Source organism: Hyunsoonleella pacifica (assembly GCF_004310335.1).
GTDB classification, from domain to species: Bacteria; Bacteroidota; Bacteroidia; order Flavobacteriales; family Flavobacteriaceae; genus Jejuia; species Jejuia pacifica.
Genome location: NZ_SIRS01000004.1, coordinates 450,609 through 476,473, shown reverse-complemented (window position 1 = coordinate 476,473; position 25,865 = coordinate 450,609). Strand labels below are relative to the sequence as shown.

General features: G+C 32.3%; 23 protein-coding genes. 16 read left to right on the top strand and 7 right to left on the bottom strand.

Going from position 1 to position 25,865, the window contains the following annotated elements; genetic code table 11:
• The first annotated feature begins 56 nt into the window (after positions 1-56).
• Together clpX and pth are read left to right on the top strand one after the other, a co-directional pair.
• The gene (clpX, locus tag EYD46_RS11390) at positions 57-1,289 is read left to right on the top strand and encodes an ATP-dependent Clp protease ATP-binding subunit ClpX (protein WP_130937272.1); all 1,233 of its coding nucleotides are present in this window, start codon (positions 57-59) and stop codon (positions 1,287-1,289) included.
• 137 nt (positions 1,290-1,426) lie between these two features.
• Complete coding sequence (gene pth / locus EYD46_RS11385; RefSeq protein ID WP_371870115.1) at positions 1,427-1,993, top strand: aminoacyl-tRNA hydrolase; 567 nt, start codon at positions 1,427-1,429, stop codon at positions 1,991-1,993.
• Positions 1,994-2,007: 14 nt separating this feature from the next.
• On the opposite strand, the gene EYD46_RS11380 is transcribed toward pth, so the two are convergent.
• Complete coding sequence (locus EYD46_RS11380; protein ID WP_130937270.1) at positions 2,008-4,653, bottom strand: reprolysin-like metallopeptidase; 2,646 nt, start codon at positions 4,651-4,653, stop codon at positions 2,008-2,010.
• 69 nt (positions 4,654-4,722) lie between these two features.
• Here EYD46_RS11380 and EYD46_RS11375 point away from each other — a divergent pair, with 69 nt between their 5' ends.
• The 11 genes from EYD46_RS11375 to EYD46_RS11330 all read left to right on the top strand — a co-directional run bounded on the left by EYD46_RS11375 (position 4,723) and on the right by EYD46_RS11330 (position 16,153).
• On the top strand, positions 4,723-5,652 hold the full coding sequence (locus EYD46_RS11375) for a bifunctional riboflavin kinase/FAD synthetase (RefSeq protein WP_130937269.1): 930 nt from the start codon (positions 4,723-4,725) through the stop codon (positions 5,650-5,652).
• A complete protein-coding gene (locus EYD46_RS11370; RefSeq protein WP_130937268.1) occupies positions 5,652-6,968 on the top strand; it encodes an HTTM domain-containing protein in 1,317 nt (438 codons plus the stop codon). The genes EYD46_RS11375 and EYD46_RS11370 overlap by 1 nt, the downstream gene beginning before the upstream one ends.
• Positions 6,969-7,010: 42 nt before the next feature.
• Positions 7,011-8,279: a serine--tRNA ligase gene (gene serS, locus EYD46_RS11365; RefSeq protein ID WP_130937267.1), complete on the top strand. Its 1,269-nt coding sequence runs from the start codon at positions 7,011-7,013 to the stop codon at positions 8,277-8,279.
• Between the two features lie 139 nt (positions 8,280-8,418).
• Positions 8,419-8,541 (top strand): hypothetical protein, encoded by a 123-nt coding sequence (locus EYD46_RS18075; RefSeq protein ID WP_262708432.1) that lies wholly within the window; start codon positions 8,419-8,421, stop codon positions 8,539-8,541.
• Positions 8,542-8,712: 171 nt separating this feature from the next.
• Complete coding sequence (locus EYD46_RS11360) at positions 8,713-10,488, top strand: tetratricopeptide repeat protein (protein WP_130937266.1); 1,776 nt, start codon at positions 8,713-8,715, stop codon at positions 10,486-10,488.
• 19 nt (positions 10,489-10,507) lie between these two features.
• The gene (locus tag EYD46_RS11355) at positions 10,508-10,774 is read left to right on the top strand and encodes a SemiSWEET family sugar transporter (RefSeq protein ID WP_130937265.1); all 267 of its coding nucleotides are present in this window, start codon (positions 10,508-10,510) and stop codon (positions 10,772-10,774) included.
• Between the two features lie 211 nt (positions 10,775-10,985).
• The gene (gene ald, locus EYD46_RS11350) at positions 10,986-12,086 is read left to right on the top strand and encodes an alanine dehydrogenase (protein WP_130937264.1); all 1,101 of its coding nucleotides are present in this window, start codon (positions 10,986-10,988) and stop codon (positions 12,084-12,086) included.
• An 81-nt stretch (positions 12,087-12,167) separates the two neighbouring features.
• The gene (locus tag EYD46_RS11345) at positions 12,168-12,860 is read left to right on the top strand and encodes a zinc metallopeptidase (RefSeq protein ID WP_130937263.1); all 693 of its coding nucleotides are present in this window, start codon (positions 12,168-12,170) and stop codon (positions 12,858-12,860) included.
• Positions 12,861-12,934: 74 nt separating this feature from the next.
• Positions 12,935-14,713 (top strand): MutS-related protein, encoded by a 1,779-nt coding sequence (locus EYD46_RS11340; protein WP_130937262.1) that lies wholly within the window; start codon positions 12,935-12,937, stop codon positions 14,711-14,713.
• Between the two features lie 65 nt (positions 14,714-14,778).
• On the top strand, positions 14,779-15,261 hold the full coding sequence (locus EYD46_RS11335; protein WP_130937261.1) for a hypothetical protein: 483 nt from the start codon (positions 14,779-14,781) through the stop codon (positions 15,259-15,261).
• A 109-nt stretch (positions 15,262-15,370) separates the two neighbouring features.
• Positions 15,371-16,153, top strand: a complete 783-nt coding sequence (locus tag EYD46_RS11330; RefSeq protein ID WP_130937260.1) for an amidohydrolase — start codon at positions 15,371-15,373, stop codon at positions 16,151-16,153.
• Here the strand turns inward: EYD46_RS11330 and EYD46_RS11325 are convergent.
• Together EYD46_RS11325 and EYD46_RS11320 are read right to left on the bottom strand one after the other, a co-directional pair.
• Positions 16,137-17,750 (bottom strand): Ig-like domain-containing protein, encoded by a 1,614-nt coding sequence (locus EYD46_RS11325; RefSeq protein ID WP_130937259.1) that lies wholly within the window; start codon positions 17,748-17,750, stop codon positions 16,137-16,139. The two genes, EYD46_RS11330 and EYD46_RS11325, sit on opposite strands and share 17 nt — an antisense overlap.
• 62 nt (positions 17,751-17,812) lie before the next feature.
• Positions 17,813-18,487, bottom strand: coding sequence for a ComF family protein (locus EYD46_RS11320; RefSeq protein WP_229731339.1), 675 nt, complete (start codon positions 18,485-18,487; stop codon positions 17,813-17,815).
• Between the two features lie 112 nt (positions 18,488-18,599).
• Between EYD46_RS11320 and EYD46_RS11315 the strand changes: the two genes are divergently transcribed.
• Positions 18,600-20,144 carry a glycine--tRNA ligase gene (locus EYD46_RS11315; protein ID WP_130937257.1) on the top strand — a complete coding sequence of 515 codons (1,545 nt, stop codon included), beginning with the start codon at positions 18,600-18,602 and terminating at the stop codon, positions 20,142-20,144.
• Positions 20,145-20,221: 77 nt separating this feature from the next.
• Here the strand turns inward: EYD46_RS11315 and EYD46_RS11310 are convergent, their stop codons facing one another.
• The 3 genes from EYD46_RS11310 to EYD46_RS11300 all read right to left on the bottom strand — a co-directional run bounded on the left by EYD46_RS11310 (position 20,222) and on the right by EYD46_RS11300 (position 22,934).
• Complete coding sequence (locus EYD46_RS11310) at positions 20,222-20,770, bottom strand: hypothetical protein (protein WP_130937256.1); 549 nt, start codon at positions 20,768-20,770, stop codon at positions 20,222-20,224.
• A gap of 75 nt (positions 20,771-20,845) precedes the next feature.
• A complete protein-coding gene (locus EYD46_RS11305; protein ID WP_130937255.1) occupies positions 20,846-21,310 on the bottom strand; it encodes an Lrp/AsnC ligand binding domain-containing protein in 465 nt (154 codons plus the stop codon).
• Positions 21,311-21,569: 259 nt separating this feature from the next.
• On the bottom strand, positions 21,570-22,934 hold the full coding sequence (locus tag EYD46_RS11300; RefSeq protein ID WP_130937254.1) for a saccharopine dehydrogenase family protein: 1,365 nt from the start codon (positions 22,932-22,934) through the stop codon (positions 21,570-21,572).
• A gap of 45 nt (positions 22,935-22,979) precedes the next feature.
• On the opposite strand from EYD46_RS11300, the gene EYD46_RS11295 reads away from it, so the two are divergent.
• Together EYD46_RS11295 and pckA are read left to right on the top strand one after the other, a co-directional pair.
• On the top strand, positions 22,980-23,360 hold the full coding sequence (locus EYD46_RS11295) for a DUF423 domain-containing protein (RefSeq protein WP_130937253.1): 381 nt from the start codon (positions 22,980-22,982) through the stop codon (positions 23,358-23,360).
• 78 nt (positions 23,361-23,438) lie between these two features.
• Positions 23,439-25,055, top strand: a complete 1,617-nt coding sequence (pckA, locus tag EYD46_RS11290) for a phosphoenolpyruvate carboxykinase (ATP) (protein ID WP_130937252.1) — start codon at positions 23,439-23,441, stop codon at positions 25,053-25,055.
• 59 nt (positions 25,056-25,114) lie between these two features.
• Here pckA and EYD46_RS11285 read toward each other — a convergent pair whose 3' ends face one another.
• Positions 25,115-25,864 (bottom strand): uroporphyrinogen-III synthase, encoded by a 750-nt coding sequence (locus EYD46_RS11285; protein ID WP_130937251.1) that lies wholly within the window; start codon positions 25,862-25,864, stop codon positions 25,115-25,117.
• Position 25,865: the final 1 nt, after the last annotated feature.

The following is a 25,865-nucleotide window of genomic DNA, read 5'->3' as shown; positions in this document are numbered from 1 at the left end:
CAAGTCCAAATAGAAAAAGTAAATACTAGTTTACTTCTCTCAAATTTAACTGATTAATGGCAAAAGAAGAATTAGAGTGCTCGTTTTGTGGTAGAAAAAAGCCAGAAACCAACTTATTGATAGCAGGTTTAGATGCACATATTTGTGATAGGTGTATTGAGCAAGCACATGGAATTGTTGTAGAGGAATCCAAACAAAACGATACTAATGATTTATCAGCTGAGTTAAAGCTCAGAAAACCACAACAAATAAAAGCATTCCTTGATGAATATATTATTGGACAAGAAATGACAAAAAAGGTAATGTCTGTTGCGGTTTACAATCATTACAAACGTTTATTACAGCCACCAACAAATGATGATATTGAAATACAAAAAAGTAACATCGTCATGGTTGGACAAACTGGTACAGGTAAAACATTGATGGCCAAAACTGTGGCAAGAATGTTAAACGTGCCGCTTGCTATTGTCGATGCAACTGTATTAACAGAAGCAGGCTATGTAGGAGAAGATGTAGAAAGTATTTTAACGCGCTTACTACAAGCAGCAGATTATAATTTAGAGAAGGCTGAAAAAGGTATTGTATTTATTGATGAAATAGATAAAATAGCTCGCAAGAGTGATAATCCGTCAATAACGCGAGATGTCTCTGGAGAAGGAGTACAGCAAGCTTTATTAAAACTTTTAGAAGGGACAGTGGTAAATGTGCCACCAAAAGGAGGAAGAAAGCATCCAGACCAGAAGTTTATAGAGGTAAATACTGAAAATATTTTGTTCATTGCAGGAGGAGCCTTTGATGGTATAGAGCGTGTAATTACTAAACGCTTAAATATGAAAGCTGTTGGGTATGCAGCATCAATGTCTGATGAAGTAATTGATCAGGATAATTTACTTCAATATATTATACCTAAAGATTTAAAGGACTTTGGTTTAATTCCTGAAATTATTGGAAGGTTGCCAGTATTAACCTACATGGACCCTTTAGATGCGAAAACCTTAAGAGCAATTCTAACAGAGCCTAAAAATGCTATAATTAAGCAATACAAAAAATTGTTTGCTATGGATGATATTGAATTCTCAATAACAGACGGGGCATTAGGTTTTATAGTAGATAAAGCAATTGAATACAAACTTGGAGCCAGAGGCCTTCGTTCCTTATGTGAAGAGATTTTAACAGATGCAATGTTTGAGCTTCCAAGTAGCAATGATAAGAAGCTAAATGTAACAAAAACTTATGCTGAAGATAAATTAACAAAAACTACACTTAAAAAACTTAAAGCAGTTTCTTAAATTATAGTGAATATAAATTAATATTAGCATTCTAAATTTATTTAGGATGCTTTTTTATTTTTACAAAAAATGAAAATATGTTTAGGTTTTTGTTGAAATGGTTCAAATTGAAACCCCAAAAAGAAAGTCAAGATCCCATGAAAAAATTTTTAATTGTAGGATTAGGTAACATAGGAGAGAAGTATAAGGAAACACGCCACAACATAGGCTTTAAGATTCTAGACTTTTTTGCAGAGAAAGAGGGATTTGCTTTTGAAACACAAAAACTTGGAGATGTGGCTACCTATAAATTAAAAGGAAGAACATTTGTGCTTTTAAAGCCCAGTACCTTCATGAACCTAAGCGGTAAGGCAGTTACATATTGGCTTACAAAAGAAAAAGTGCCTTTAGAAAACCTCTTAATAATTACTGACGATTTAAACTTGCCTTTTGGGAGTATAAGATTAAAAACTAAGGGGAGTGATGGAGGGCATAATGGCTTGAAGGATACTCAAATAAAACTTAATACTTCAAAATACAATCGCTTTAGATTTGGTATTAGTGATGCGTTTTCTAAAGGAAGACAAATAGATTATGTTTTAGGTGAGTGGAATACCGAAGAAATAGAAAAACTCCCTGAGCGATTAGACAAATCGGTAGAATTGATAAAATCTTTTGCTTTAGCAGGAGTGAATAACACCATGAATAGCTTTAATGGGAAGTAAATAATTAAACCTTTTTACTTAATAGCTATTCTTCTTATATCAGTTGTAGTCTCGTCACTTAAATACAAAATGTACATGCCAGACTGGGCATTTTGTAAATCTATAGTTTCATCTAAATTTGATACCTCCTTAAAATCTTGCTTATAAATACGTCTACCTCTTACATCAAAAACTTCAAGCTTAATGTTCTTTCTGGTATGTGTAGAATCTACCTTTATAGTAAATCTGCCATTACTTGGATTTGGAAATATCTTAATATTTTTAAAATCAAAATTAGTTATTTCTAATGGGGAACTAGTGGTTTCACAAATCTCAATAAACCATGAATTTAAGGTGCCAGTGTCTCCTGGTTGAAAATCTCCTAATCTGATTGTCCACTCTCCAGAGGAACTCTCATTATTAAAAATTTCAAGTAAATCATTTAAAGACTTTTGCGAAATGTTATTACTTGCGTTAGTACAATTGAAGGCAACTGCATCATCATCAAAAACACCAATAATATTCTCTTCAGAATCACAATCACTTGATGTTTTCAGTGTAACAGTAGTGTTGCTGGGGCTTACAATCTCAATTCCTAAATCGCCAATATAACTATGGGTAATATCCATGCCAATATTTATATCAGTAATTGTTGTGTTATCAGGAATATTAATAACATTACTTTGGCTAAAAGTCCCTGTGTTATCAGGAATATTTATGCCTAAATTGTTAGCAGAACTGTATTGCGTACATGTTGTATTAACTTGAAAGCCTATAGCGAAGTCTTCAGCATTTGTAGCGAAGAACACATTGTTTGTAGGTTCAATCATTAACCTACATGCAGGAGAAGGTGTATTTGGAACTGTTAACGAGTAATTTCCATTGTTAGGTATATTACTTACTATCTCATTATAGGTTTCTCCACCATCTGTAGACAATAAGATATTTACGTTAGAAGCTCCGGGTAGAGTATTGGTACTATTAACATTCCAAGTAATGGTTTCGGTACTTCTTGTAGTCCATGAAATACCAGTTGTATTTTGAGAAGTAATTTCAAAAGGTCCAAAACTAGGGTCAAAGGTTACACGCATATCATCATGACTATTGTTAGCCCCGCCAGGTTTATTATCTCTTATTGTTAGCCTAAAATCTGCAGTTCTCCCAACATTAGGAATCTTTTCCCACTGGTTGGCATTTACGCCAAATTTTAAATCAGATAAATTAGGAAAATATCTTGTTGGATTTGTGGATGGAGGAAAAGATCTAACCAAAACAGCGTTATCATTCCCTGAATTTGGGTTTGGAAAGACAGTTAAGGCATTATCTTCGTTTATTTGCTCCCAACAGTAGGTAATATTATCTCCATCACTATCGCTACCGATTCCTGTAAGTTTAAAAGCAGTGCCAATAGGTAATGTAAAATCGCTACCAGCATCGGCAGTTGGTGTAGTATTACCTGTGTTAGTTTCAGTAGCACAAGATGTTGTTTTTATAAAATTCGTGACTTGCTCGATGGAAATAGCATGAAAGTAAGGGTCACTATTAATTTGTATGTTAGCTGAAGCAGCAATACCAGCGTATCCCATAACGGTTGTGCCACTTCCTGGTTCCATTTGTACATTGGTTCCTTCATTACCATCATGTGTCCAGGTGTGGTTAGCTCCAAACTGATGTCCAATTTCATGAGCAACTAAATCTATATCAAAATTAAACCCAGAAGGTGCATCGTCAGAGGCATAAGCGCTACCTTTAAGTCCAGTAGTACATACGCAACCAATACAACCTGCATTACCATCAAAACCAATTGCTGAAAGTAAATGACCAACATCATAATTGGCATTTCCAATTTCATTATCTAAAGTGGTTTGTACTTCAGTACTATAATTATTAAAACCTGAATAAGGGTCAGTAGCAGAACTAAGATAAATTACATTATCATTATTTGCAGCTAACTCTAAGGATACATTAAAATCGTTTTCAAAAACAGCGTTAACATTGGTTAATGTTGCAGCTAATGCAGCATTAACAGAAGGTAAAGTACCTCCGTGGAAGCTAGAATATTCTCCAGTTACAGAAATTGCTATGGTATAAAGTCTATTTATACTATCATCTGAATCTTTTAAACCTTCACTTTTATGTGATGCCTCAGCAAATGCATTCAACGTGCTACATTTAAAACTTTTACTATTATCTAGATTAAGTTTGTTAAGAACAGTGAATTTAGATGTGTTTTTAGCGTCAGCATGAAAAATCTCTGTTTTTTTCTTGCCTAAAACAACTCCAGAAAGACCTTTATAGGGCGATAAACTAAATCGTAAATACCCCGTTGGATTGTCAATACCATAACCAATATATGATCTGATCTCAGGGTATTTTTCTTGTAAATCAGGGTGCATTACAGAGGCTTCTACTATTTTATATCTCTCTAAAGTACCATTTAAGTTAGGGAAACTGATAATAATATCTGATGCTTTCGATGCATGTCTATTTGATGCTTTTTGTAATGCGGTACTTAAGGTTTTGTAATCGAATTGATATGTTAAATTTTCTCCTGAAGTAGACTTTAATGAAGTAGTTTTTTGTTGGTATTTTGTTTTAACAAAAAAGTTATCTTGTGAAAACGCTGAAAAAGCAATTAAAAATATGGTTGTTGCAAAAACATAATGTAGTTTTGTTTCCATGAATAGTATTAGAGGTCTTTTCAAACAAATCTAACTTATTTTAACGACATTAACAATTCCAAATCACCTATGGGTAAGGTATTGCCAATTGAAGAATATAAATCCAAAGTATCTACAATAGTAACGATTGGAACATTTGATGGTGTTCACGTAGGACATCAAAAAATTGTAAATCGCCTCATTACTTTAGGAAAAAAAGAAGACTTTAAATCTGTAATTCTTACATTTTTTCCACACCCAAGAATGGTATTACAAAAAGACTCTAATATTAAACTGATTAATACTATTGAAGAGCGAAGCCGTATCTTAGATACTTTAGGGTTAGACTATCTTTTGATAAAGAAATTTACAAAAGATTTTTCAAGATTATCAGCTGAAGAATTTGTAAAACAAGTTTTAATAGATAAGCTAAATACTAAAAAAGTGATTATAGGTTACGATCACAGATTTGGTAGAAATAGAAATGCTGATATTAATGATTTGATAAAGTATGGCAAAGAATTTGGTTTTGAAGTAGAAGAAATCTCCGCTCAAGATATTAATGATGTTGCAGTAAGTTCTACAAAAATTAGAAAGGCACTTTTTGAAGGAGATATTCAAAAAGCAAATAAATATTTAGGTTATCCATTTATGTTATCGGGAACTGTTGTGAAAGGGAAAGGGATTGGAAAAGAGTTAGATTACCCTACTGCCAATATCAATATTAAAGAAGACTACAAATTAATACCTAAACAGGGGTCATATGTTGTAAAATCAGTGATTGATAGTGAAACTGTTTTTGGTATGATGAATATTGGAATGAACCCAACGGTTAACGGTAAAACTGAATCTATTGAGGTACATTTTTTTAATTTTAGTAAAACCATTTATGGTAAAGACATTCAGATTGATGTATTGGAGCGTATTCGTGATGAACAAAAGTTTGAATCAATTCTAGAACTAAAAAAACAACTCCAAAAGGATAAATTATTCTCATTAAATTTTATCAATACGTTATAATATTGAATACATGGTTGTTCAAACATATCGATAATTCTCAACTAGTAATTTTTAGAGTATTTTTTGGATTACTATGCTTTTTAGAATCTTTTGGGGCAATACTCACGGGTTGGGTTAGGCGAGGTTTAGTTGAGCCAAAATTTACATTCACATTTATAGGTTTTGAGTGGTTGCAGGTTTTTCAAGGAGAAGGCATGTATATATATTATGCTGTAATGAGTGTTTTTGGCTTACTAATTATGGTAGGTTATAAATACCGCATAAGTATAGTAAGTTTTACGTTGCTATGGACGGGAAGCTACCTTATGCAAAAATCATCATATAATAACCACTATTACTTATTAGTTTTAATAAGTGCTATAATGGTATTTATGCCAGCTCATCGAGACGTTTCTATTGATGCTAAATTAACCCCATCATTAAAAACTAATGCAATGCCTAATTGGTGTAGGAGCGTATTTATTTTACAACTCTTTATTGTATATACGTATGCTTCAATAGCAAAATTATACCCCGATTGGATTGATGGTACTGTAATGGAGGTGTTAATGAAAGGGAAAAGGAATTATTACCTTATTGGAGATATTTTACAAGAAGAGTGGTTGCAAAACGTTTTAACATGGGGAGGTATTTTATTTGATGGTTTAATTGTCCCCTTTTTATTGTATAAACCAACAAGAAAGTGGGCATTTATTATTTCAATTGGATTTCATTTATTTAATTCTATTGTATTTCAAATAGGGATTTTTCCATATCTGGCTTTAGCCTTTTATGTATTTTTCTTTACGCCAAAAACCATTCGAAATATCTTTTTAAAAAAGAGGGTGTTTTATGATAAAGCTGAAATAAAATATCCAAAAATAAAGCATGTTTATATCCCCTTGTTTACTATTTATTTTTTATTTCAAATAGTATTGCCTCTACGTCATCATGTCTTTAAAGATGATGTTTTATGGACAGAAGAAGGGCATCGTTTATCGTGGCGTATGATGCTTAGAGCAAAATATGGAACCATAACTTATACTGTAAAAGATAAGCAGACAGGAGAAAAAACAAGAATTTCTCTAGATGATTATTTAACTAAAAAGCAGCAGAAAAGTGCAAGTACAAAGCCAGACGTAATTTGGCAATTTTCACAATATTTAAAGCAAGAATTTAAAGCAAAAGGTAAAGATATCTCAGTGTATGTAAACTGTAAGGTTAGTGTAAATGGAAAACCTTTAAAACAACTCATTAATCCTGAGGTTGATATTGCAAGTCTACCATGGGAATCTTTAAAACACAGTAGCTGGATTTTACCTTCAAAAACTAATTAAGTCTATTAGTATTTATTAAATTTGTCGCTTAAATTTTAAACCATGCTACAAGTTCCATTTATTAGAGATAACAAAGCAGCAGTTATACAACGTTTAGCAAAGCGAGGTCTAGATGCAAGTAAAATGATTGATGATGTTATTACTTTAGACGAAAAGCGTAGAAGTATTCAAACGGAATTAGATAATACCCTTGCGGAGTCTAACACCATATCTAAACAAATAGGAGGCTTGTTTAAATCGGGAAAAGTAGAAGAAGCAAATGCGTTAAAAGCTAAAACAGGAGAGTTAAAGGAAACTTCTAAAACACTTACTGAGGAACTTAATGAAGCTTCAAATGATCTACAAGATTTGTTATTTCAAATTCCTAATGTACCTCATGAATCTGTACCCACAGGAAACTCTGAAGAAGATAATGAAGAGGTATTCAATTGGGGGGATATTCCAACGTTACACGAAGGTGCATTACCACATTGGGAACTTGCAAAAAAATATGATATAATAGATTTTGAGTTGGGGAATAAAATTACTGGTGCAGGCTTTCCTGTGTATAAAGGAAAAGGTGCAAAATTACAGCGTGCTTTAATTACCTACTTTTTAGATAAGAATGCAGAAGCTGGATATACAGAATATCAATTACCGCTATTGGTAAATGAAGCTTCAGGTATAGGCACAGGGCAGTTACCCGATAAAGAAGGGCAAATGTATCATGTTACTGAGGATAACTTATATTTAATTCCCACTGCTGAAGTACCAGGAACTAATATCTTTAGAAATACAGTATTGAATGAAAGTGATTTACCAATAGGTATTACTGGATATACGCCGTGTTTTAGAAGAGAGGCAGGAAGCTATGGCGCACATGTAAGAGGGCTTAATAGGTTACATCAATTTGATAAAGTTGAAATTATAAGAGTAGAGCATCCTGAAAAATCTTATGAAGCTTTGGACGGAATGGTAAATCATGTAAAAACAATTTTAGAAGCGTTAAAATTACCATATAGAATTTTAAAACTTTGTGGAGGAGATACATCTTTTGCATCTGCTCTAACCTATGATTTTGAAGTGTTTTCTACAGCTCAAAATAGATGGTTAGAAGTATCTTCAGTATCTAACTTTGAAACATTTCAGGCCAATCGTTTAAAATTACGATATAAAAATGCAAATGGTAAAAATGAATTGGCACATACTTTAAATGGAAGTTCTTTAGCCTTGCCAAGGATTTTAGCAGGGATTTTAGAAAATTATCAAGTTGCAGATGGAGTAGAAATACCAGAAGTTTTACAAGCCTATACAGGATTTAATAAAATATAGTATTTTTCTTTCATTTTTTTGATTAAAATCGATTAAATACGTTTTTGTAGTGACGATTAACGATTTTTTATGGGTTTTCTTGGTGGTTTCTAATATATTTTAGAATATAGCTACACCAAATCTATCAACCTACTTAACCATGAAGAATGTACTTCGTATTATTCTGCTTTTAGCACTTATTTTTATTGGGAGTAAAGTTATATTTTCAGATTTTAGTTTAGAAAAACCTGAAGATAAAACCTTGGCAGTTGTGAAAAAATAAATTGTTTTAAACAAACAAAAACTGTCCCCAATCGAGTGATATTATCGTTTTTAATATCGGTAGTTTAGTTAATAGAACATTATTTTGGTTGGTAATGCCCGAATGTAATATTCGGGCATTTTTGGTGTTTAGAGAATATAAGTTTCAATTTATCTTCATTATATTTACTAAATGAGATTGATATTGTTTTTATTCTTATTTGTCCCAACTATTCTGTTAGCACAAGATGATTTATTTGCGAAGGAATATTATAAAAATGGAGATTTTGAGAAGGCATTAGTAGAATACAAAAAACTATATGCTAAATCAAGATCAAACATAGGTTACATCAAGCAAATTATTGATATACATCAGCAACTAGAACAATACAAGGAAGTAGAAGACTTTTTATTGAAAATAATTGGCAGGACTAAATACCCAGCATTTTATGTAACCTTGGGACATAACTATCAATTGCAAAATAACCCTGAAAAAGCTAATGAAAACTATAGTGTTGCAATAAATAGTTTGCTCGTCAATGCTAATAATGCTTACTCTGTTGCTAGAGCTTTTCAAGATTATTCATTGTTAGATCAAGCTATTTCTACTTATGAGAAAGCAATGGATTTAAAACCGCAATTAAATTTAAAGTTACCATTAGCACAACTCTATGGAGAAAAGGGAAACATTGAAAAAATGATGTTGAATTACATTGATTTTGCAGAAAGTAATCCGGTTTCATTAAATAATGTAAAACGAGCTCTTAACAGTTTTGTAAGTGAGGATGGCAATAACAATAGTAATATTATTTTACGAAAGTTACTTATAAAGAAAATTCAACAAGAACCAAATGTACTTTGGAATGAGTTATTAGGTTGGTTATTTGTTCAACAGAAAGATTTTAGTAAGGCTTTTGCACAAGAAAAAGCTATAAATGCTAGAAAACAGGAAGGGTTAGATAGAATAATGAACCTAGGTAAAATAGCTGAAAAGGAAAAAGAATTTGAAACTGCAAAATCTATTTTTAGTTATGTAATTGAAAATGCTCAAGATGTAGATACCAAATTGATGGCGTTTTATGATCTTTTACAAATTGAAACTAAAGAAGCGAGCAGATCTTCATATGAAGATTTACAAAATAAATATTTAGAACTTTTTGATACTTATGGCACTTTTGCTCAAACTTTAGATTTACAAATATCTTATGCTCATTTTTTGGCTTTTTACATGAATAAAACAGGAGCAGCAACTACTTTTTTAGAAAATACACTAAAATTGCCTTTAAATGATTTACAAAAAGCGGAAATAAAATTTGAACTTGCCGATATATTGGTTTTAGAAGAAGAGTTTAACAAAGCATTAATTTACTACACCCAAATACAAAGAAATTTAAAAAACAGCGAAATATCTCAAAAAGCACGATTTAAAGTAGCAAAGGCAAGTTATTATAAAGGCGATTTTAAGTGGGCAGAATCGCAACTTAAAATTTTAAAATCCTCAACATCTCAGTTAATTGCAAATGATGCTTTAGATTTAAAGTTGTTAATTTCAGATAATAAATATGAGGATTCTCTTCAAATAGCTTTAAAACGTTATGCTAAGGCAGATTTACTTGCATTTCAAAATAGAAATGATGAAGCTATTACTTTACTTGAATTCATACTAGAAGAGCATAAAACAGAGCCAATAATGCCACAGGCCTTATACAAACAAGGGAAACTTCTTGAAATTAAAAAACAATTTGAAAATGCAGCCAATAATTATCAGCAAATTATTGAGAATTATAGGGAAGGTATTTTGATAGATAACGCAATTTATAGTTTAGCAGAATTGTATTTGTATCATTTAAATGCCCCTGAAAAAGCTAAAGAACTTTACAAAGAATTAATTTTTAATCATGCTGATAGCATCTATTTCGTTGAAGCTCGTCAACAATATAGAAAGCTTCGAGGTGATGCCATTAACTAAAGCCCAAGGTAAATAAATTATGGGTTTTGATGTAAATGAAGCAATAGGTTTTGGAGCAGCAGTGCTTACAACAATTGCATTTTTACCACAAGTATACAAAACATGGAAAACCAAAGATGTTTCCAGTTTATCATTGCCGATGCTAATTCTGTTTTTTATTGGTATTATATTATGGCTCATATATGGGGTTTTACTTCATAGTCCTTCAATGATTTTTGCTAATGCGATCACTGTAATTTCTACTATACTGTTATTATATTATAAGCTTAAATATGGTAAACAGTAGACAGTAATCTATCAATTATTATAAAATAAACAGTGTAACTAGAGCAATTTGAAAAGCTCGTGTTTTATGTAATTCCTAACATATTGTTAAAATCGATATTGAAAATTCAAAAAAAATAAAGGTTTGTAATTTATTTTCAATTCAATATAGTAATATTGCACTCGTATTACGTTTTTAAATCAAAATTGTTTTTTAACTTAAAAATTGAAAGATGAAAATTGGAGTTCCCATAGAAATTAAAAATAACGAAAACCGTGTAGGAATGACGCCTTCAGGTGTTTTCGAATTAACAAAAAGAAACCATACTGTATTTATTCAAAAAGATGCAGGGTATAATAGTGGGTTTCCAGATGAAGATTATATAGATGCAGGGGCAACTATTCTAAATACTATAGAAGAAGTTTATGATGTCGCTGAAATGATTGTTAAAGTAAAAGAGCCTATTGAAAAGGAATATGCTTTGATAAAGGAAGGTCAAGTTGTATTTACTTATTTTCACTTTGCATCTAGCGAAGTGTTAACTAAAGCCATGGTTGATAGTAAAGCCGTTTGTATAGCTTATGAAACAGTAGAAGATAAAGATGGATCTTTACCTTTACTCATTCCCATGTCTGAAGTAGCAGGGCGTATGTCAATTCAGCAAGGAGCTAAATATCTAGAAAAACCAATTATGGGGCGCGGTATCTTATTAGGAGGAATCCCTGGAGTGCCACCAGCAAAAGTATTGATTTTGGGAGCTGGAATAGTTGGCGTTCAAGCAGCGCGTATGGCTTCTGGTTTAGGAGCAAATGTTTTTATTTTAGATATCAACATGAAAGCGCTACGGCATGTAAGTGAAACTATGCCTAATAATGTGATTAGTGAGTTTTCTAGCGAATATAATATTAGAAAACATGTAAAAGATTCTGATTTAATTATTGGGGGTGTATTAATTAAAGGCGCTAAAGCCCCTAAGTTAATCACAAAAGATATGTTAAAAGATATGCGACCAGGTACTGTTATGGTAGATGTAGCTGTTGATCAAGGTGGATGTTTTGAAACTACTAAACCTACTACGCATCAAGACCCTACTTATATAATTGATGATGTTGTGCACTATAGTGTAGCTAATATGCCTGGTGCAGTACCTTACACATCAACTATGGGGCTTACCAATGTTACTTTACCTTATGTAATTAAATTAGCAGATATGGGATGGGAAAAAGCATGTGAGAAAAACAAATCGCTAGCTAAAGGACTTAATGTTGTAAATGGAAAAATAGTTTATAAAGAAATAGCTGAAGCTTTTGATTTAGAGTTTGAAAAGGTGTAGTTTACTCAGCCTGACAAAATTTCATTATCAAGAATTGGCGTAATTATTGCTATATTTATTACAAATTTTAAAAAGTAAATCATGTTTGGATATTATATATTAATTGGAGCAATAATGCTTGCAAGTTGGGCTGTAAGCAATACTTTGAAGCGAAAGTTTGAAAAGTATTCAAAAATTCACTTAAGAAATGGCATGAGTGGTGCTGAGGTAGCACAAAAAATGTTGTCAGACCACGGTATTTATGACGTTGAAGTGATTTCTACACCAGGACGATTAACAGACCATTACAATCCAAAGAATAAAACAGTTAATTTAAGTGAGGCTGTTTACAATGAGCGAAATGCCGCTGCTGCAGCTGTAGCAGCTCATGAGGTTGGTCATGCTGTACAACATGCAAAAGCCTATAGTTGGCTACAGATGCGATCTACATTAGTGCCAGTTGTAAGTGTAACTTCCGGTATGTCTCAATGGTTAATTATTGGTGGTCTTGTTTTAGGTGGAGCTGCGGGGCTAGGTTTAGGATGGTGGGTTGCTGTAGCTGGTTTAGTAATGATGGGGGCAGCAACTTTGTTTAGTTTTATAACCTTACCTGTAGAATATGATGCTAGTAATAGAGCATTAGCTTGGTTAAAGAATAAAAATATAGTTACACCAGAAGAATATAAAGGTTCAGAAGATGCATTAAAATGGGCTGCAAGAACATATCTTGTTGCTGCAATTGGTGCCTTAGCGAACTTATTATACTGGGCACTTCAAGTATTTGGAAGAGATTAAAACAAAAGATTATTAAATATAAGAGCTCTGAATAATTTCAGGGCTTTTTTGTTTATTTACATTTTAATTATAAAATGACACACACAAACCCTACTGAATACTACCGAGAACGTCTAGAGCATTACAAACTTCAGTCAAAAGCACTATACAAGCGAATGACAGTTTTAAGTACATTACGTGTTTTGGTATTTCTTGCAGCAGCTTTTGGTATTTGTTTTTATTTCAGCTTTTGGCAATTAGCACTAATAATAGCAGTAGTGTGTATTGCGCTTTTTGTGTACTTACTTGCGAATCATACCCATGTAAAACATCAAAAGAAATTTTATGATGCATTAATTAAAATTAATCAAGATGAACTTACTATAGCATCAGGAGAGTTTTATGATAGGGATAAAGGTTTAGAATTTCAAGATCCTAAACATTATTATAGTCTAGATATAGATTTGTTTGGTCGTGGCTCTTTCTTTCAATATGTTAACAGAACAGAAACAAAAGAAGGAAAAGAGCAGTTAGCTAATGCTATAAAAGCAAATGAAGTTAATAATGTGAAGCTACGTCAAGAAGTAATAAAAGAATTAGCTTCGAAACCTAAATGGAGGCAATTTTATGCTGCTAATGCAAGTTTGGTTGCCGTTGAAACACCAGCAAAAACTATAATTAGTTGGTTGGGGAATTACAAATCTTTTTTACCAAGATTAATAAAATGGATGCCCTTGGTGTTTAGTGTGAGTACTATAATACTTTTTATAGGAATAGCAACAGAAGTAATTACCAATCAAAACATTTTAGGATTTTGGTTTTTTGCAGGTTTAGCACTTACAGGAAAATATGTAAAGCAAACCAATCAACTATCTTCTAATGTAGATAAGGTAAAAGACACCTTTCGTCAGTATACCGTTTTGCTAGATTTAATTGAAAACGAAATATTTCAGTCCGAATTATTACAGCAAAAGCAAAAGCAAATTAAGTCAGAAACAGAAAAAGCATCAGTAATTTTTAAAAAGCTATCAAGGTCTTTAGATGCCTTAGACAATAGAAATAATATAATAGGAGCAATTTTTGGCAACGGTCTTTTTTTAACTGATATAAAAAATACTTACAGAATAGAACAATGGATAGAAACATATAAAACAAAGGTTGTTGATTGGTTTGAAGTTGTGTCATTCTTTGATGCTTACAGTACTTTAGGGAATTTTGTGTACAACCATCCAGAGTACGTGTTCCCTGTAATTCATAATAGCAAACATATTATTAAATCAGAAGGTTTAGGACACCCACTTTTAAACGCCGGCAAAAGGGTGGATAGCGATGTTATTATAGAAAAGGAGCAGTTTTTTATAGTAACTGGAGCAAATATGGCTGGTAAAAGTACATTTTTAAGAACGATTTCCCTACATATAGTTATGGCCAATGTTGGTTTACCAGTATGTGCTAAATCTAGTTTTTATACTCCAATAAAATTAATAACAAGTATGCGTACATCAGATTCTTTAACTGATGATAGTTCGTATTTCTTCTCAGAATTAACAAGATTGAAATATATTGTTGATACCATAAACGAAGATCCATATTTTATAGTATTAGATGAGATATTAAAGGGTACAAATAGCACTGATAAAGCAATTGGTTCAAGGAAGTTTGTAGAGAAGCTAGTATCTTCTAATGCTACAGGTATTATAGCAACTCATGATTTAAGTTTGTGTGAAGCAGAAAAAGAACTAGAAGCTATTAAAAACTATTATTTTGATGCTAAAATTATTAATGATGAACTACATTTTGATTATAAGTTAAAACAAGGTGTTTGTAAAAATATGAATGCAAGTTTCCTTTTGAAGAAAATGGAAATAGTATAATCTTTTTAACCATTAAAAGTGACTTTTTATCAAGTACAGCGTCTAAATATTAAAGTATTTAGACAATGAAGAATTTATTTAGATTTATATTATTGATAACGTTTATTTTGATTGGAATATCAGTATCAGCTCAAGAAATTAAAGTTAATGATAGTATATATGAAGTTAAAAAAGGCACTATTTTAAACAATGGAGTAGATGTGACTGATACGTTGAGTGAAGAGGAAAAAGCAAAAATCTTAGCTGAGTTTGAAAAAAGAAAACAAGCAGCAGTAGAAGCAGTAGCAACACAGAAAAGAGTAGAGAAGGCAGAGAAAGAGCAAAAAAAATCTGAGAAAAAGAGAAAAAAAGCAGAAAAAGCCTTAAAGCAAAAAGAAAAAGCGCAATCTAATTATAATAAAGCAACTAAGAAATACCAAGCTGCGCAAGAGAAGTATGAAAAGCTTAAAAGTAAGGGCAAATTGTCTCCAATGGATGAGAAAAAATGGTTAGAAAAAATTGAAAAGCTGCATGCTAATGTGATTAAAACAAAAAAGAAATTAAAATAGATATTCAAAACTAGATTTGTCTTAAATCTGGTTTGATTACTTAAAATTATATGATATCTTAAGAGTTCAAAAAAAATATTTTTTTGAACTCTTTTTATTTTTATACCCTATGCAGGAAACATTGAAAATAGCATTATTACAAACCGATTTGTTTTGGGAAGACCCTGAGCGTAACCGTAAAGCTTTCCAAAACAAACTACAAAGTATTAAAGAAAACGTTGATGTTATTATTCTGCCAGAAATGTTTACATCAGGATTTACTATGAATGCAGGTAAAGTAGCTGAAACTATGGAAGGTGTTACTGTATCTTGGATGGTAACTTTGGCAGAAAAATTTCAATCAGCTATTGTAGGAAGTATCGTAATTTTGGAGCATAATAAGTATTATAATAGACTTTTATTTGTTGAGCCATCAGGGAAAATATCGCATTACAATAAACGGCATACATTTACTTTAGCAGGAGAGCACAAAGTTTATACTGCTGGTAAAAGCAAGTTAATTGTAAATTATCAAGGGTGGAAAATTTGTCCATTGATTTGTTACGATTTAAGGTTCCCGGTTTGGGCAAGAAATACTGATGATTATGATGTGTTACTTTATGTTGCCAATTGGCCTGTAACAAGAATTGATGCCTGGGATACACTGCTTAAAGCAAGAGCTATTGAAAATATGAGTTATAGTATTGGTGTAAACAGGATAGGTGTTGATGGCGTAGGTGCTAAATACTGTGGGAGTACAGCTGTTTATGATGTTTTAGGAAAGCGTATATCTGAAATACCATTAAATCAAGACTTTGTAGAAGTTGTTACTTTATCTAAAAATCATGTTAGAAAATATAGAAATGCACTAAAGTTTTTAGAAGACAGAGACAGTTTTAATTTTTCAGAGTAAAGGTAGCTTCAACATCCCAACCTGCACGTACTTCGTCTAATTGCTTCTCAGAATGTTTAACAATTTCTGGTTGAATTTTTTTAAGATAATTACCAGTATCATAAACTTGATTTCCATTAGAATCAAAAATTACTCTAACAAAATAACTGCCAGGATTGATATTTAAAAAGTCAAACACTCTTTGCTCAGTAGCATATTGCTCATATTTTACTTTTCCACTTTTATCTGTAAGCTGAACTATAATGGGATACACTCCATTATTGATCTTTACACGTAAATTCCCATAACTATCCTGCTTTTTAGTTCTTAAGGTGTATTGCAATGTGTCATTTGTATTTTCAAAAAAATCTGTAAAAGCTTCCGGTAAAATAGTCATTTCATACTCGTTATTCTCAGTTTTTTCAAACTCAAAGATATATGCGTTTGACAATGAATCATAAGTTTTGATAGAGAAGGGAACAAGAGAAGAATCTCGGTCTATCAAGGTTACTTTTGTTTTATCAAATTTTGTAAACGGAATATTTCCAGAAACTTTGAAATCTTCATCGTAACGAATGGAGCCATCAGGTTGAGCTTCAATTATTAAAGAATCACGCTCCTTATCACGTATCCTAACTGTATATGTTTTTGAGGCTTGTGGATGCTCAATATTCATTATTAAAGAATCAACTTCTAATTTGGGTTTATACCAATAGTATAAAGTATCTGTTTTTTTGTCTTTAGAAATTCTATATTCAAAGTCTTGTGGTACTTCAGAATCCAACGAAAATGCTATGCCATCAGGATTTCCTTCATACCCAACCATAATTTTTTCTGCATTAACTAACAGAGGTCTAGACGGGGTAAAATCTATAATTTCGTTAAAGAGCCTAAGGTTGTATGTGCTATCAGTTGGCAGGGTAATAAATTCCTTTTTAAAAGCTATCTGATCTGACTTTTGCTGGTAAATATTATCTCCATTTTTGTCTTTTAGAGCTACTAGTAAATACTTACCTGCCTTAGCGTTTTCTATAGTGAAAGAGGTAACGCTATCCAATGTGTTTGTAATATACTTAGGGGTTTCTTTATAAATTATTGAATCTGTAAATATAGAGTCTACTTCGTATAGCATCACAGATACAAAAGTTTCGGGTTCACGAAGTAAAGCATCAGTAATGTTTCCAGAAACAGTTAAAGAATCAATAAAATCTCCAGTAGAAAATACGTAGCGATAGTAGGTGTATGGATTGCCTTCATTATTATCCTCAATACTATTACCAAAGTTAAAAGCATAAGTAGTATTAGGCGGAAGTGTGTCAAAAATTCGTATTCTAATGGTTTTACTCGCTGCTCCCAGTGGTGTAATTTCGGGTTGCGTTTTCATTGGAGGCGAGATAATTAATTGCTTCTGTAAGTTTTTGATTTTGATGTATTCGTCAAATTCAATCTTTATTTCTTTTGTGCTAAAATTGGTAGAATAATTTTTTGGAGATGTACTTACAATTACAGGAGGATCTATATCTTTTTCTCCTCCCTCTGGTCTACCCCTATTAGCGCAGTTAATAAAAATACAACCAATTATAATAGCTAAAAAAAAATTAAAAAACTTATTGCACATTGCTTTATCAAATTTTAAGCAAACCTACATAAAATTTGCCTTAAAAATAAACGTAAAAATTGTTAAGCTATTGCCATAGTAGCTATACTTATTTTTATGGTTTTTGCCTGATGTAAAGCAGAGCAACATCCTTCTAGTGTAGCTCCCGTTGTAATAATGTCATCAACTAAAAGTACATGTTTGTTTTCAATTTTTAAGATGTTTTTTATCGCAAAAATTTCATTTTTTTTGTTCCATCTAGCTAAACGTCCTTTGGTAGTTTGCGATTTGGTGTTGGATATTTTTACTAAAACATCATCTACATACTCTGCATGTAATGCCTTTGCTATTTGTTTTCCAAATTCAGTAACTTGATTATAGCCTCTTTTTTTTAGTTTCTTAGAGTGCATAGGTACAGGAATAACCATATCAATAGTTTGGTAGGTTTCAACCTCACAAAGTTCTCCGCCTAGCCAATCTCCTAGAAGTGTTCCAATATGCTCAGAGCCTTTGTATTTTAAAGCATGGATAAGTTGTTGCACAGGACCTTTCTTTTCAAAACGAAATAGGGCAGTGGCTTGTTCAATTTTAGCGCGTCCCTGTAGTACTTTTTTAACAGTATTATCATTGTTAAAGTGGAATTCAGTAACAGGTAAATCATGTCTGCAGTTAATGCAAATGGTGTCTTCGTTATCGGATAGATGGCTAGAGCATGCATAGCATACTTTAGGAAAGAGTAAGTTAATGACTGATTTCAAAAGAGAATAGATTACTTCCTTTTGTAAACATAAGTAAAAAAATAACGCTATTAGGCTTTAATTTTCGTCAAACTACCTATCCAGTTTAGAGCGGTTTTTTATTTTTGCACCTATGGCAAATCAAGATGATACATTTAAGAAGGTTATTTCGCATGCTAAGGAATACGGATATGTGTTTCAAAGTAGTGAAATTTATGATGGTTTAAGCGCAGTTTACGACTATGCGCAAAACGGTGCGGAGTTAAAAAAGAACATTAGAGACTATTGGTGGCGTGCCATGGTACAGATGAATGAAAATATTGTAGGTATTGATGCCGCAATTTTTATGCATCCTACCACGTGGAAAGCGTCTGGACATGTGGATGCGTTTAATGACCCTTTAATTGATAATAAAGATTCTAAAAAGCGATACCGCGCAGATGTTCTAGTTGAAGATTTTAGAGAAAAGATTAAAGAAAAGATTGAAAAAGATGTCAATAAAGCTAAAAAACGTTTTGGAGATGCTTTTGATGAAAAACAATTTAAAGAGACTAATCCAAATGTAATTCGCCGACAAAAACAAATTGATGAAATTACGGAGCGATTAACTCAGGTACAAGATGATGGAAATCTGGAAGATTTTAAACAGCTAATAGTTGATTTAGGTATTGTATGCCCTGTTTCTGGAAGCAAAAATTGGACTGATGTTAAACAGTTTAATTTAATGTTTGGAACCAAACTTGGTGCTTCTGCTGATAGTGCCATGGATTTATACTTACGTCCTGAAACAGCTCAGGGTATATTTGTGAATTTTTTAAACGTACAAAAAACAAGTCGCTTAAAAATTCCTTTTGGTATTGCGCAAACAGGTAAAGCGTTTAGGAATGAAATTGTTGCAAGGCAATTTATTTTTAGAATGCGTGAGTTTGAGCAAATGGAAATGCAGTTTTTTATTAAACCAGGTACGCAAGCAGAGTGGTATGAGCACTGGAAAGAAACACGATTAAAGTGGCATTTGTCATTAGGCATGGGAGAAGAAAACTATCGCTTTCATGATCACGAAAAATTAGCACATTATGCTGATGCTGCTGCAGATATTGAGTTTAAATTTCCGTTTGGGTTTAAAGAATTAGAGGGGATTCATTCTAGAACTGATTTTGATTTAAGTCAGCATGAAAAATTCTCTGGCAAAAAATTACAATACTTCGATCCAGAAGAAAATAAAAGTTATGTGCCTTATGTTTTAGAAACTTCTATTGGTTTAGATCGCATGTTTTTAGCTGTTTTTTCTAATGCGTTACAAGAGGAGGAATTAGAAAACGGAACTACTAGAACAGTGTTAAAATTACCAAGTGTTTTGGCGCCAGTTAAGGCAGCTGTTTTGCCTTTAGTTAAAAAAGATGGTTTACCAGAAATAGCGCGTAATATTGTTGAAGATTTAAAATGGGATTTCAACATTATTTACGATGAAAAAGATGCTGTGGGTAGACGTTACAGACGACAAGATGCCAATGGCACACCATTTTGTATCACAGTAGATCATGATACTTTAGAAGACAATACCGTAACTATACGTCATAGAGATACTATGGAACAGCAACGTGTAAAGATTGATGATTTAAGGGTTATCATCAAAAAAGAAGTTGATGTACGTAATTGGTTAATGAAGATGAAATAGCAAATTCCTACGGAAGTAGACATTTCAAATAGACAATAAAACCCAACTTTAAAATTGGGTTTTATTATTTGTATTAGCTAAAACCTATAGCCTATTCTGATACCAGCTTTCCCAACAATTTCATTATCGAATCTGTCATTTTTATCATTAAAGAGGTTTCTGCCAATTCCGAGATTGAGTTCGCCAATAAAACCTCTTTTGGTTAGAAATTTACCTCCAAGACCAATACCTAAAGCAAAATCGGTTATGTCCTCATTAATTTCGGTATCAAATGAGAATGTGTAGTTTTTGGTTGAATTTAGCATGCCAAACCCTTCTATAAAGAAGCCAGAGGCATAGTTGTTACCTATATATATGCGGTAATAAGGAGAAATATAGTAATTTATATCATCTTGTATTTCGTCGTCAAAAGGTAAAAATATATCAATACCAACCCCAGATTCTTCGTTGAGACTACGTTCGTAGGATACTTCAAAAGCGCCAAGGATTAAATATAAACTATTAAGTTTTACGTCATTAAAATTTGTTACGGAGCTGTCATCGGATTTAGAGTTTTGTTTTTCCTGAGAAAATGACGTATTAAATATTGATAACATGATTAATGTTATCAAGCATAGTTTTTTCATTTAAGTTTAATTTTAAGTTACAGTAACTAGATGTTATTTGTTACGTTTGGTTGCGTAACAATTGTACCTTAATTATTAAATCTTAACTTGTCTATGGAATAATTCAGATAAGGAAATAAAGGTTTCTGTTCTAGAAACACCATTTATTTCTTGAATGGTATTTAAAACCTGCATTAAATGGTCGTTACTCTTACAAATTACTTTTAAGAAAACATTCCAATTTCCCGTAGTGTAATGGCACTCTAAAACTTCAGGAACGCGTTTTAAAAGTTTTATAATTAGAGGTGCATCAGCAGCTTTATCAAAATAAACACCTACAAAAGCCATGGTGTCGAAACCTAAAACTTCAGGATTTACTACAAATTTTGATCCTGCTAGAAGACCAGATTTTTCCAGTTTACGAAGACGTTGATGTATAGCAGCTCCAGAAATACCTACGTTTCTTGCAATTTCAAGAATTGGTGTTCTTGCATCATCCATCAAGGTGCGTAGTATTTTTTTGTCTATGCCATCTATTTCAGTCTGTTTCTTCTTTGCCATTTGTGTTATAGTTTAGAAGGCAAAAGTAATGATTTGATTGCAAATAGAAACATTTTTTAGGTTGATGATTTGCTGAATTTTGAATCTTTGGAGACAAAACTAAACGTTAGATAAAGTAAAATGCTAGCAGACATGCCCGCGTTAAGGATAGTAGCGGCATCCTTTTAACATGGGTGGCTGCAGAAACGGAGGCCACCCATGTTAAAAGATATAGCGGATAGCCTGACCTCGCTTTAAGCGAGGTAACGCCCAAAAATTTTTAATTGTTTAATGGATTATACCCCAAATACGGCACTTCTTTCTCTTTAAATGAAATACCAAATTTTTTCAATTCCTTAAGTATTGGTTGGTAGATTTCTTTAGTAATAGGAATTTGAACTCCCGGACTTGTAATTTTTTCATTAAGAATGGCTAGCGTTGCTATTGCTACAGGTAAACCAACAGTTTTAGACATAGCTGTATACCTTTGATCTTTACCTATAACTACCATATTTGCATCTAGTTGGTGTTTTTTTCCATTGAGTTCATAACCAAATTTATGATACATTACAATCATATCTTTATCATCTTTACTCAATGTCCAACTATCAGTTAAAATCTTTTGTAATATTTGAGCTGGAGTAGCATTTTTAAGGCCTACTCTTTTATTTGGGTTAAAAATATCGAGCTCTACAAGTTTATCCCATATGGTGTCATCTTGATCTATTTTTAACTCATGTCTTAATTTTAATTCCACGGAATCTTTATGGCTGTATGGAAGGAATGCATTTGTAAAATCGCGATAACTCATATTTTCGCTGTCTTCAATGGTAAAACTATCATCTGTCATCCCTAGAGTTACAAAAATATTCCAAGCGCGACTAAATCCTACACGGCGTATGGTGCCCCGATATAGGGTTCTCACATTATGTAATCCATAGGCGTCTTGATATTTTAGCGAGTCGCGATTAGCATAAACTTCAAACCTACCAAAACCTTCAATATCTAAAAATTCGGTACGTCTAAAAAGACGCTGATAAGGAATGTATTTATTGCTGTTTTCTTGTATGAATTTAGCAGTGCCACCTTGTCCAGCTGTAACCACATTTCTTGGATTCCATGTAAATTTATAGTTCCATAAATTAGTATCGCTTTCAGGAGCTACTAAACCACCAGTAAACGACTCAAATAAAATAACATTACCTCCTTTTTCTCTGATGTTGTCTAGTACTTGCATTGCGCTCATGTGATCTATACCAGGATCTACACCAATCTCGTTCATCAAAATAATGCCATTCGCTTTAGCGTCTTTATCTAAGCGTTGCATCTCCTCACTTACATAAGATGCTGTTACTAAATGCTTTTTGTAGGTTATACAATCTTTCGCTACATGAATATGAAACCTTGCAGGGAGCATGGATACTACAATATTAGAATTTGAAATAGCTTTTGTGCGTTGCGCATCATTAAAAACATCCAATTTTATAACATTAGCATTAGAATGCTTGGGTAGAAAGGCGAGAGCGACATTAACATCTATATCGCCTATGGTAATATGAAGTTTTTCAGAAGTAGATATATCTAATAAATATTTTAAAAGAAAAGCTGTTGATTTTCCAGATCCTATGATTAAAACTTTTCGCATATTATTTTTGTTAAGTAGATTTGTTAAATAAAATGAATTTTAAGTATGAATAAAGTTATATTAATTACTGGGGCTGTAATAGGGGTATTAGCAATAATTTTGGGTGCTTTTGGCGCACATGGTTTAAAAGCGTATTTGTCAACTGAAAACTTGCAAACTTTTGAAACTGGTGTACGCTATCAAATGTATCATGCACTATTCTTATTATTCATAGGAGGTACATCTTTAGTTAAATCAGGATATAAAAATATCATTTTTTACTTAGTCATTATAGGAGTTGTATTATTTTCTGGTTCTATTTATGGGTTGGCCACAAATACCATGTCTAGCTTTAATTTTAAATCCATTGGTTTTGTTACGCCTATAGGAGGATTGTTTTTAATAGCTTCATGGGTTGTGTTAATTGTTAACTTTATAAAATTATAACAATTTATTGCATAATTAATATTTTTAGTTTCAAATTTTATCATAATTTTGAAAACTAATTATTTATTTTAAAAATTTATGATTAATAGTAATCAAATTAAAAATTCTGTTTCGTTAGAACAATATGGTATAAAGAATGCTAATATTCAATATCAGCTAACTTCAGAAGAATTACATGAAATTACGGTCAAAACTGGGCAAGGTGCTACTGCATCATCTGGTGCTTTGGCAGTAAATACAGGAGAGTTTACTGGACGTTCGCCAAAAGATAGATTTATAGTAAAGGATAACATTACTGAAGATAAAATTTGGTGGGGGGAAATAAATATACCATTTGCTTCAAGCGATTTTGACAAGTTGTATGATAAAGTAGTGAGGTATTTGTCTGAAAAAGAAATTTTTGTAAGAGACTGTTATGCTTGTGCAGATGATAATTACAGATTGAATATTCGTGTAATAAATGAGTATCCATGGAGTAATATGTTTGCTTATAATATGTTTTTAAGGCCTACTAATAAGGAATTAGAAAATTTTGAAGCAGAGTGGACTGTTATAAATGCACCAGGCTTTATGGCAAATCCTGATGTTGATGGTACGAGGCAACACAATTTTGCAATTTTAAACTTTACAAAAAAAATCGCCTTAATAGGAGGAACTGGTTATACTGGCGAGATTAAAAAAGGGATATTTTCTGCATTAAACTTTATATTACCTGTAGAGAAAAATACGTTACCAATGCATTGCAGTGCTAACGTAGGAAAGGATGGAGATACTGCTGTTTTTTTCGGTTTATCGGGAACAGGAAAAACGACACTTTCAACAGACCCTAACAGAAGCTTAATTGGAGATGATGAGCATGGATGGACTAATGAAAATTCAGTTTTTAATTTTGAGGGTGGATGTTATGCTAAAGTAATAAGCCTTTCAAAAGAGAAAGAACCTGAAATTTATAATGCAATTAAACCTGGTGCTATTCTTGAAAATGTAATCTTGGATGATACTGGTAATGTTGATTTTGAGGATACTTCTATCACTCAAAATACCAGAGTAAGTTATCCTATTCATCATATTGAGAATATAAAAGTTCCCTCTGTTGGTAAAAATCCTAAAAATATTTTCTTTCTAACAGCTGATGCTTTTGGAGTTATACCACCTATTTCTAAATTAACACCAAGTCAAGCTGCCTATCATTTCATATCAGGCTACACTGCAAAAGTAGCAGGTACAGAAGCAGGTGTAAAAGAGCCTCAACCTTCATTTTCTGCATGTTTTGGAGCACCTTTTATGCCATTACACCCTGCAAAATATGCAGAAATGCTAAGTGCTAAAATGATAGAAGCAGGTGTAAACGTTTGGTTGATAAATACAGGTTGGACAGGAGGTCCTTATGGAGTAGGTAAGCGGATGGAATTAAAGTATACTCGCGCTATGATTAATGCTGTATTAAATGGAGATTTGGGTTTGTATAATTATGATGACTACCATATTCATTCTGTATTTGGAGTAGCGCAACCAAGAACTTGTCCTGGCGTACCAACAAGTGTCTTAAGTCCAAGACAAACTTGGAATGATGATGAAGCGTATTATACAATGGCATTTAAATTAACTAATGCATTTAGAGAAAACTTTAAAAAATTCGAAGCACATTGTACAGAAGAGATAAGACGTGGGGGGCCACAACGGTATGCGTTTTAGTAATACAAAAAAAGCGTTTTCATTATGAAAACGCTTTTTTATAAATTATAAAAAGGTATTTATTTTCCTTTATTAACCTGATCTATATATTTTTCTAAAGCCATTGTCATTGATGGTGTTTCAGGAGTAGGTGCAGCAATATCCACACGTAAACCTTTCTCTTTTACAGCTTTTATAGTTGTGTTTCCAAAAACAGCTATGCGTGTATCGTTTTGTTTAAAATCTGGAAAGTTTTGAAATAAAGATTCTATTCCGGAAGGGCTAAAAAATACTAAAACATCATAGTATACATTAGCTAAATCAGATAAATCACTCACAACAGTTTTGTAAAATGTTGCTTGTTTCCAGTCTACACCTAAACCATCTAAAGTTTCAGGAACTAGAGGTTTTACTTTGTCTGTATTTGGTAATAAGAATTTTTCATCCTTATATTTTTTGATTAATGGAGATAGCTCTGCAAATGTACGCTTCCCAACATAAATCTTACGTTTTCTGTATACAACATATTTTTGAAGATAATAAGCAACGGCTTCAGACTGACAGAAATATTTCATAGTGTCTGGAACTTTAAAACGCATTTCTTCAGCAACTCTAAAAAAGTGATCTACTGCATTTCTACTGGTAAGAATTATAGCAGTATAATTATTTAAATCAATTTTTTGGTGTCTTATCTCTTTTGCAGGAACGCCTTCTACATGAATAAAGGGTCTAAAATCTATTTTAACTTTCTTTTTCTCCTGAAGATCAAAGTAAGGAGAATTTTCAATTTTAGGTTCTGGCTGGGATACTAAAATGGTCTTCACTTTCATA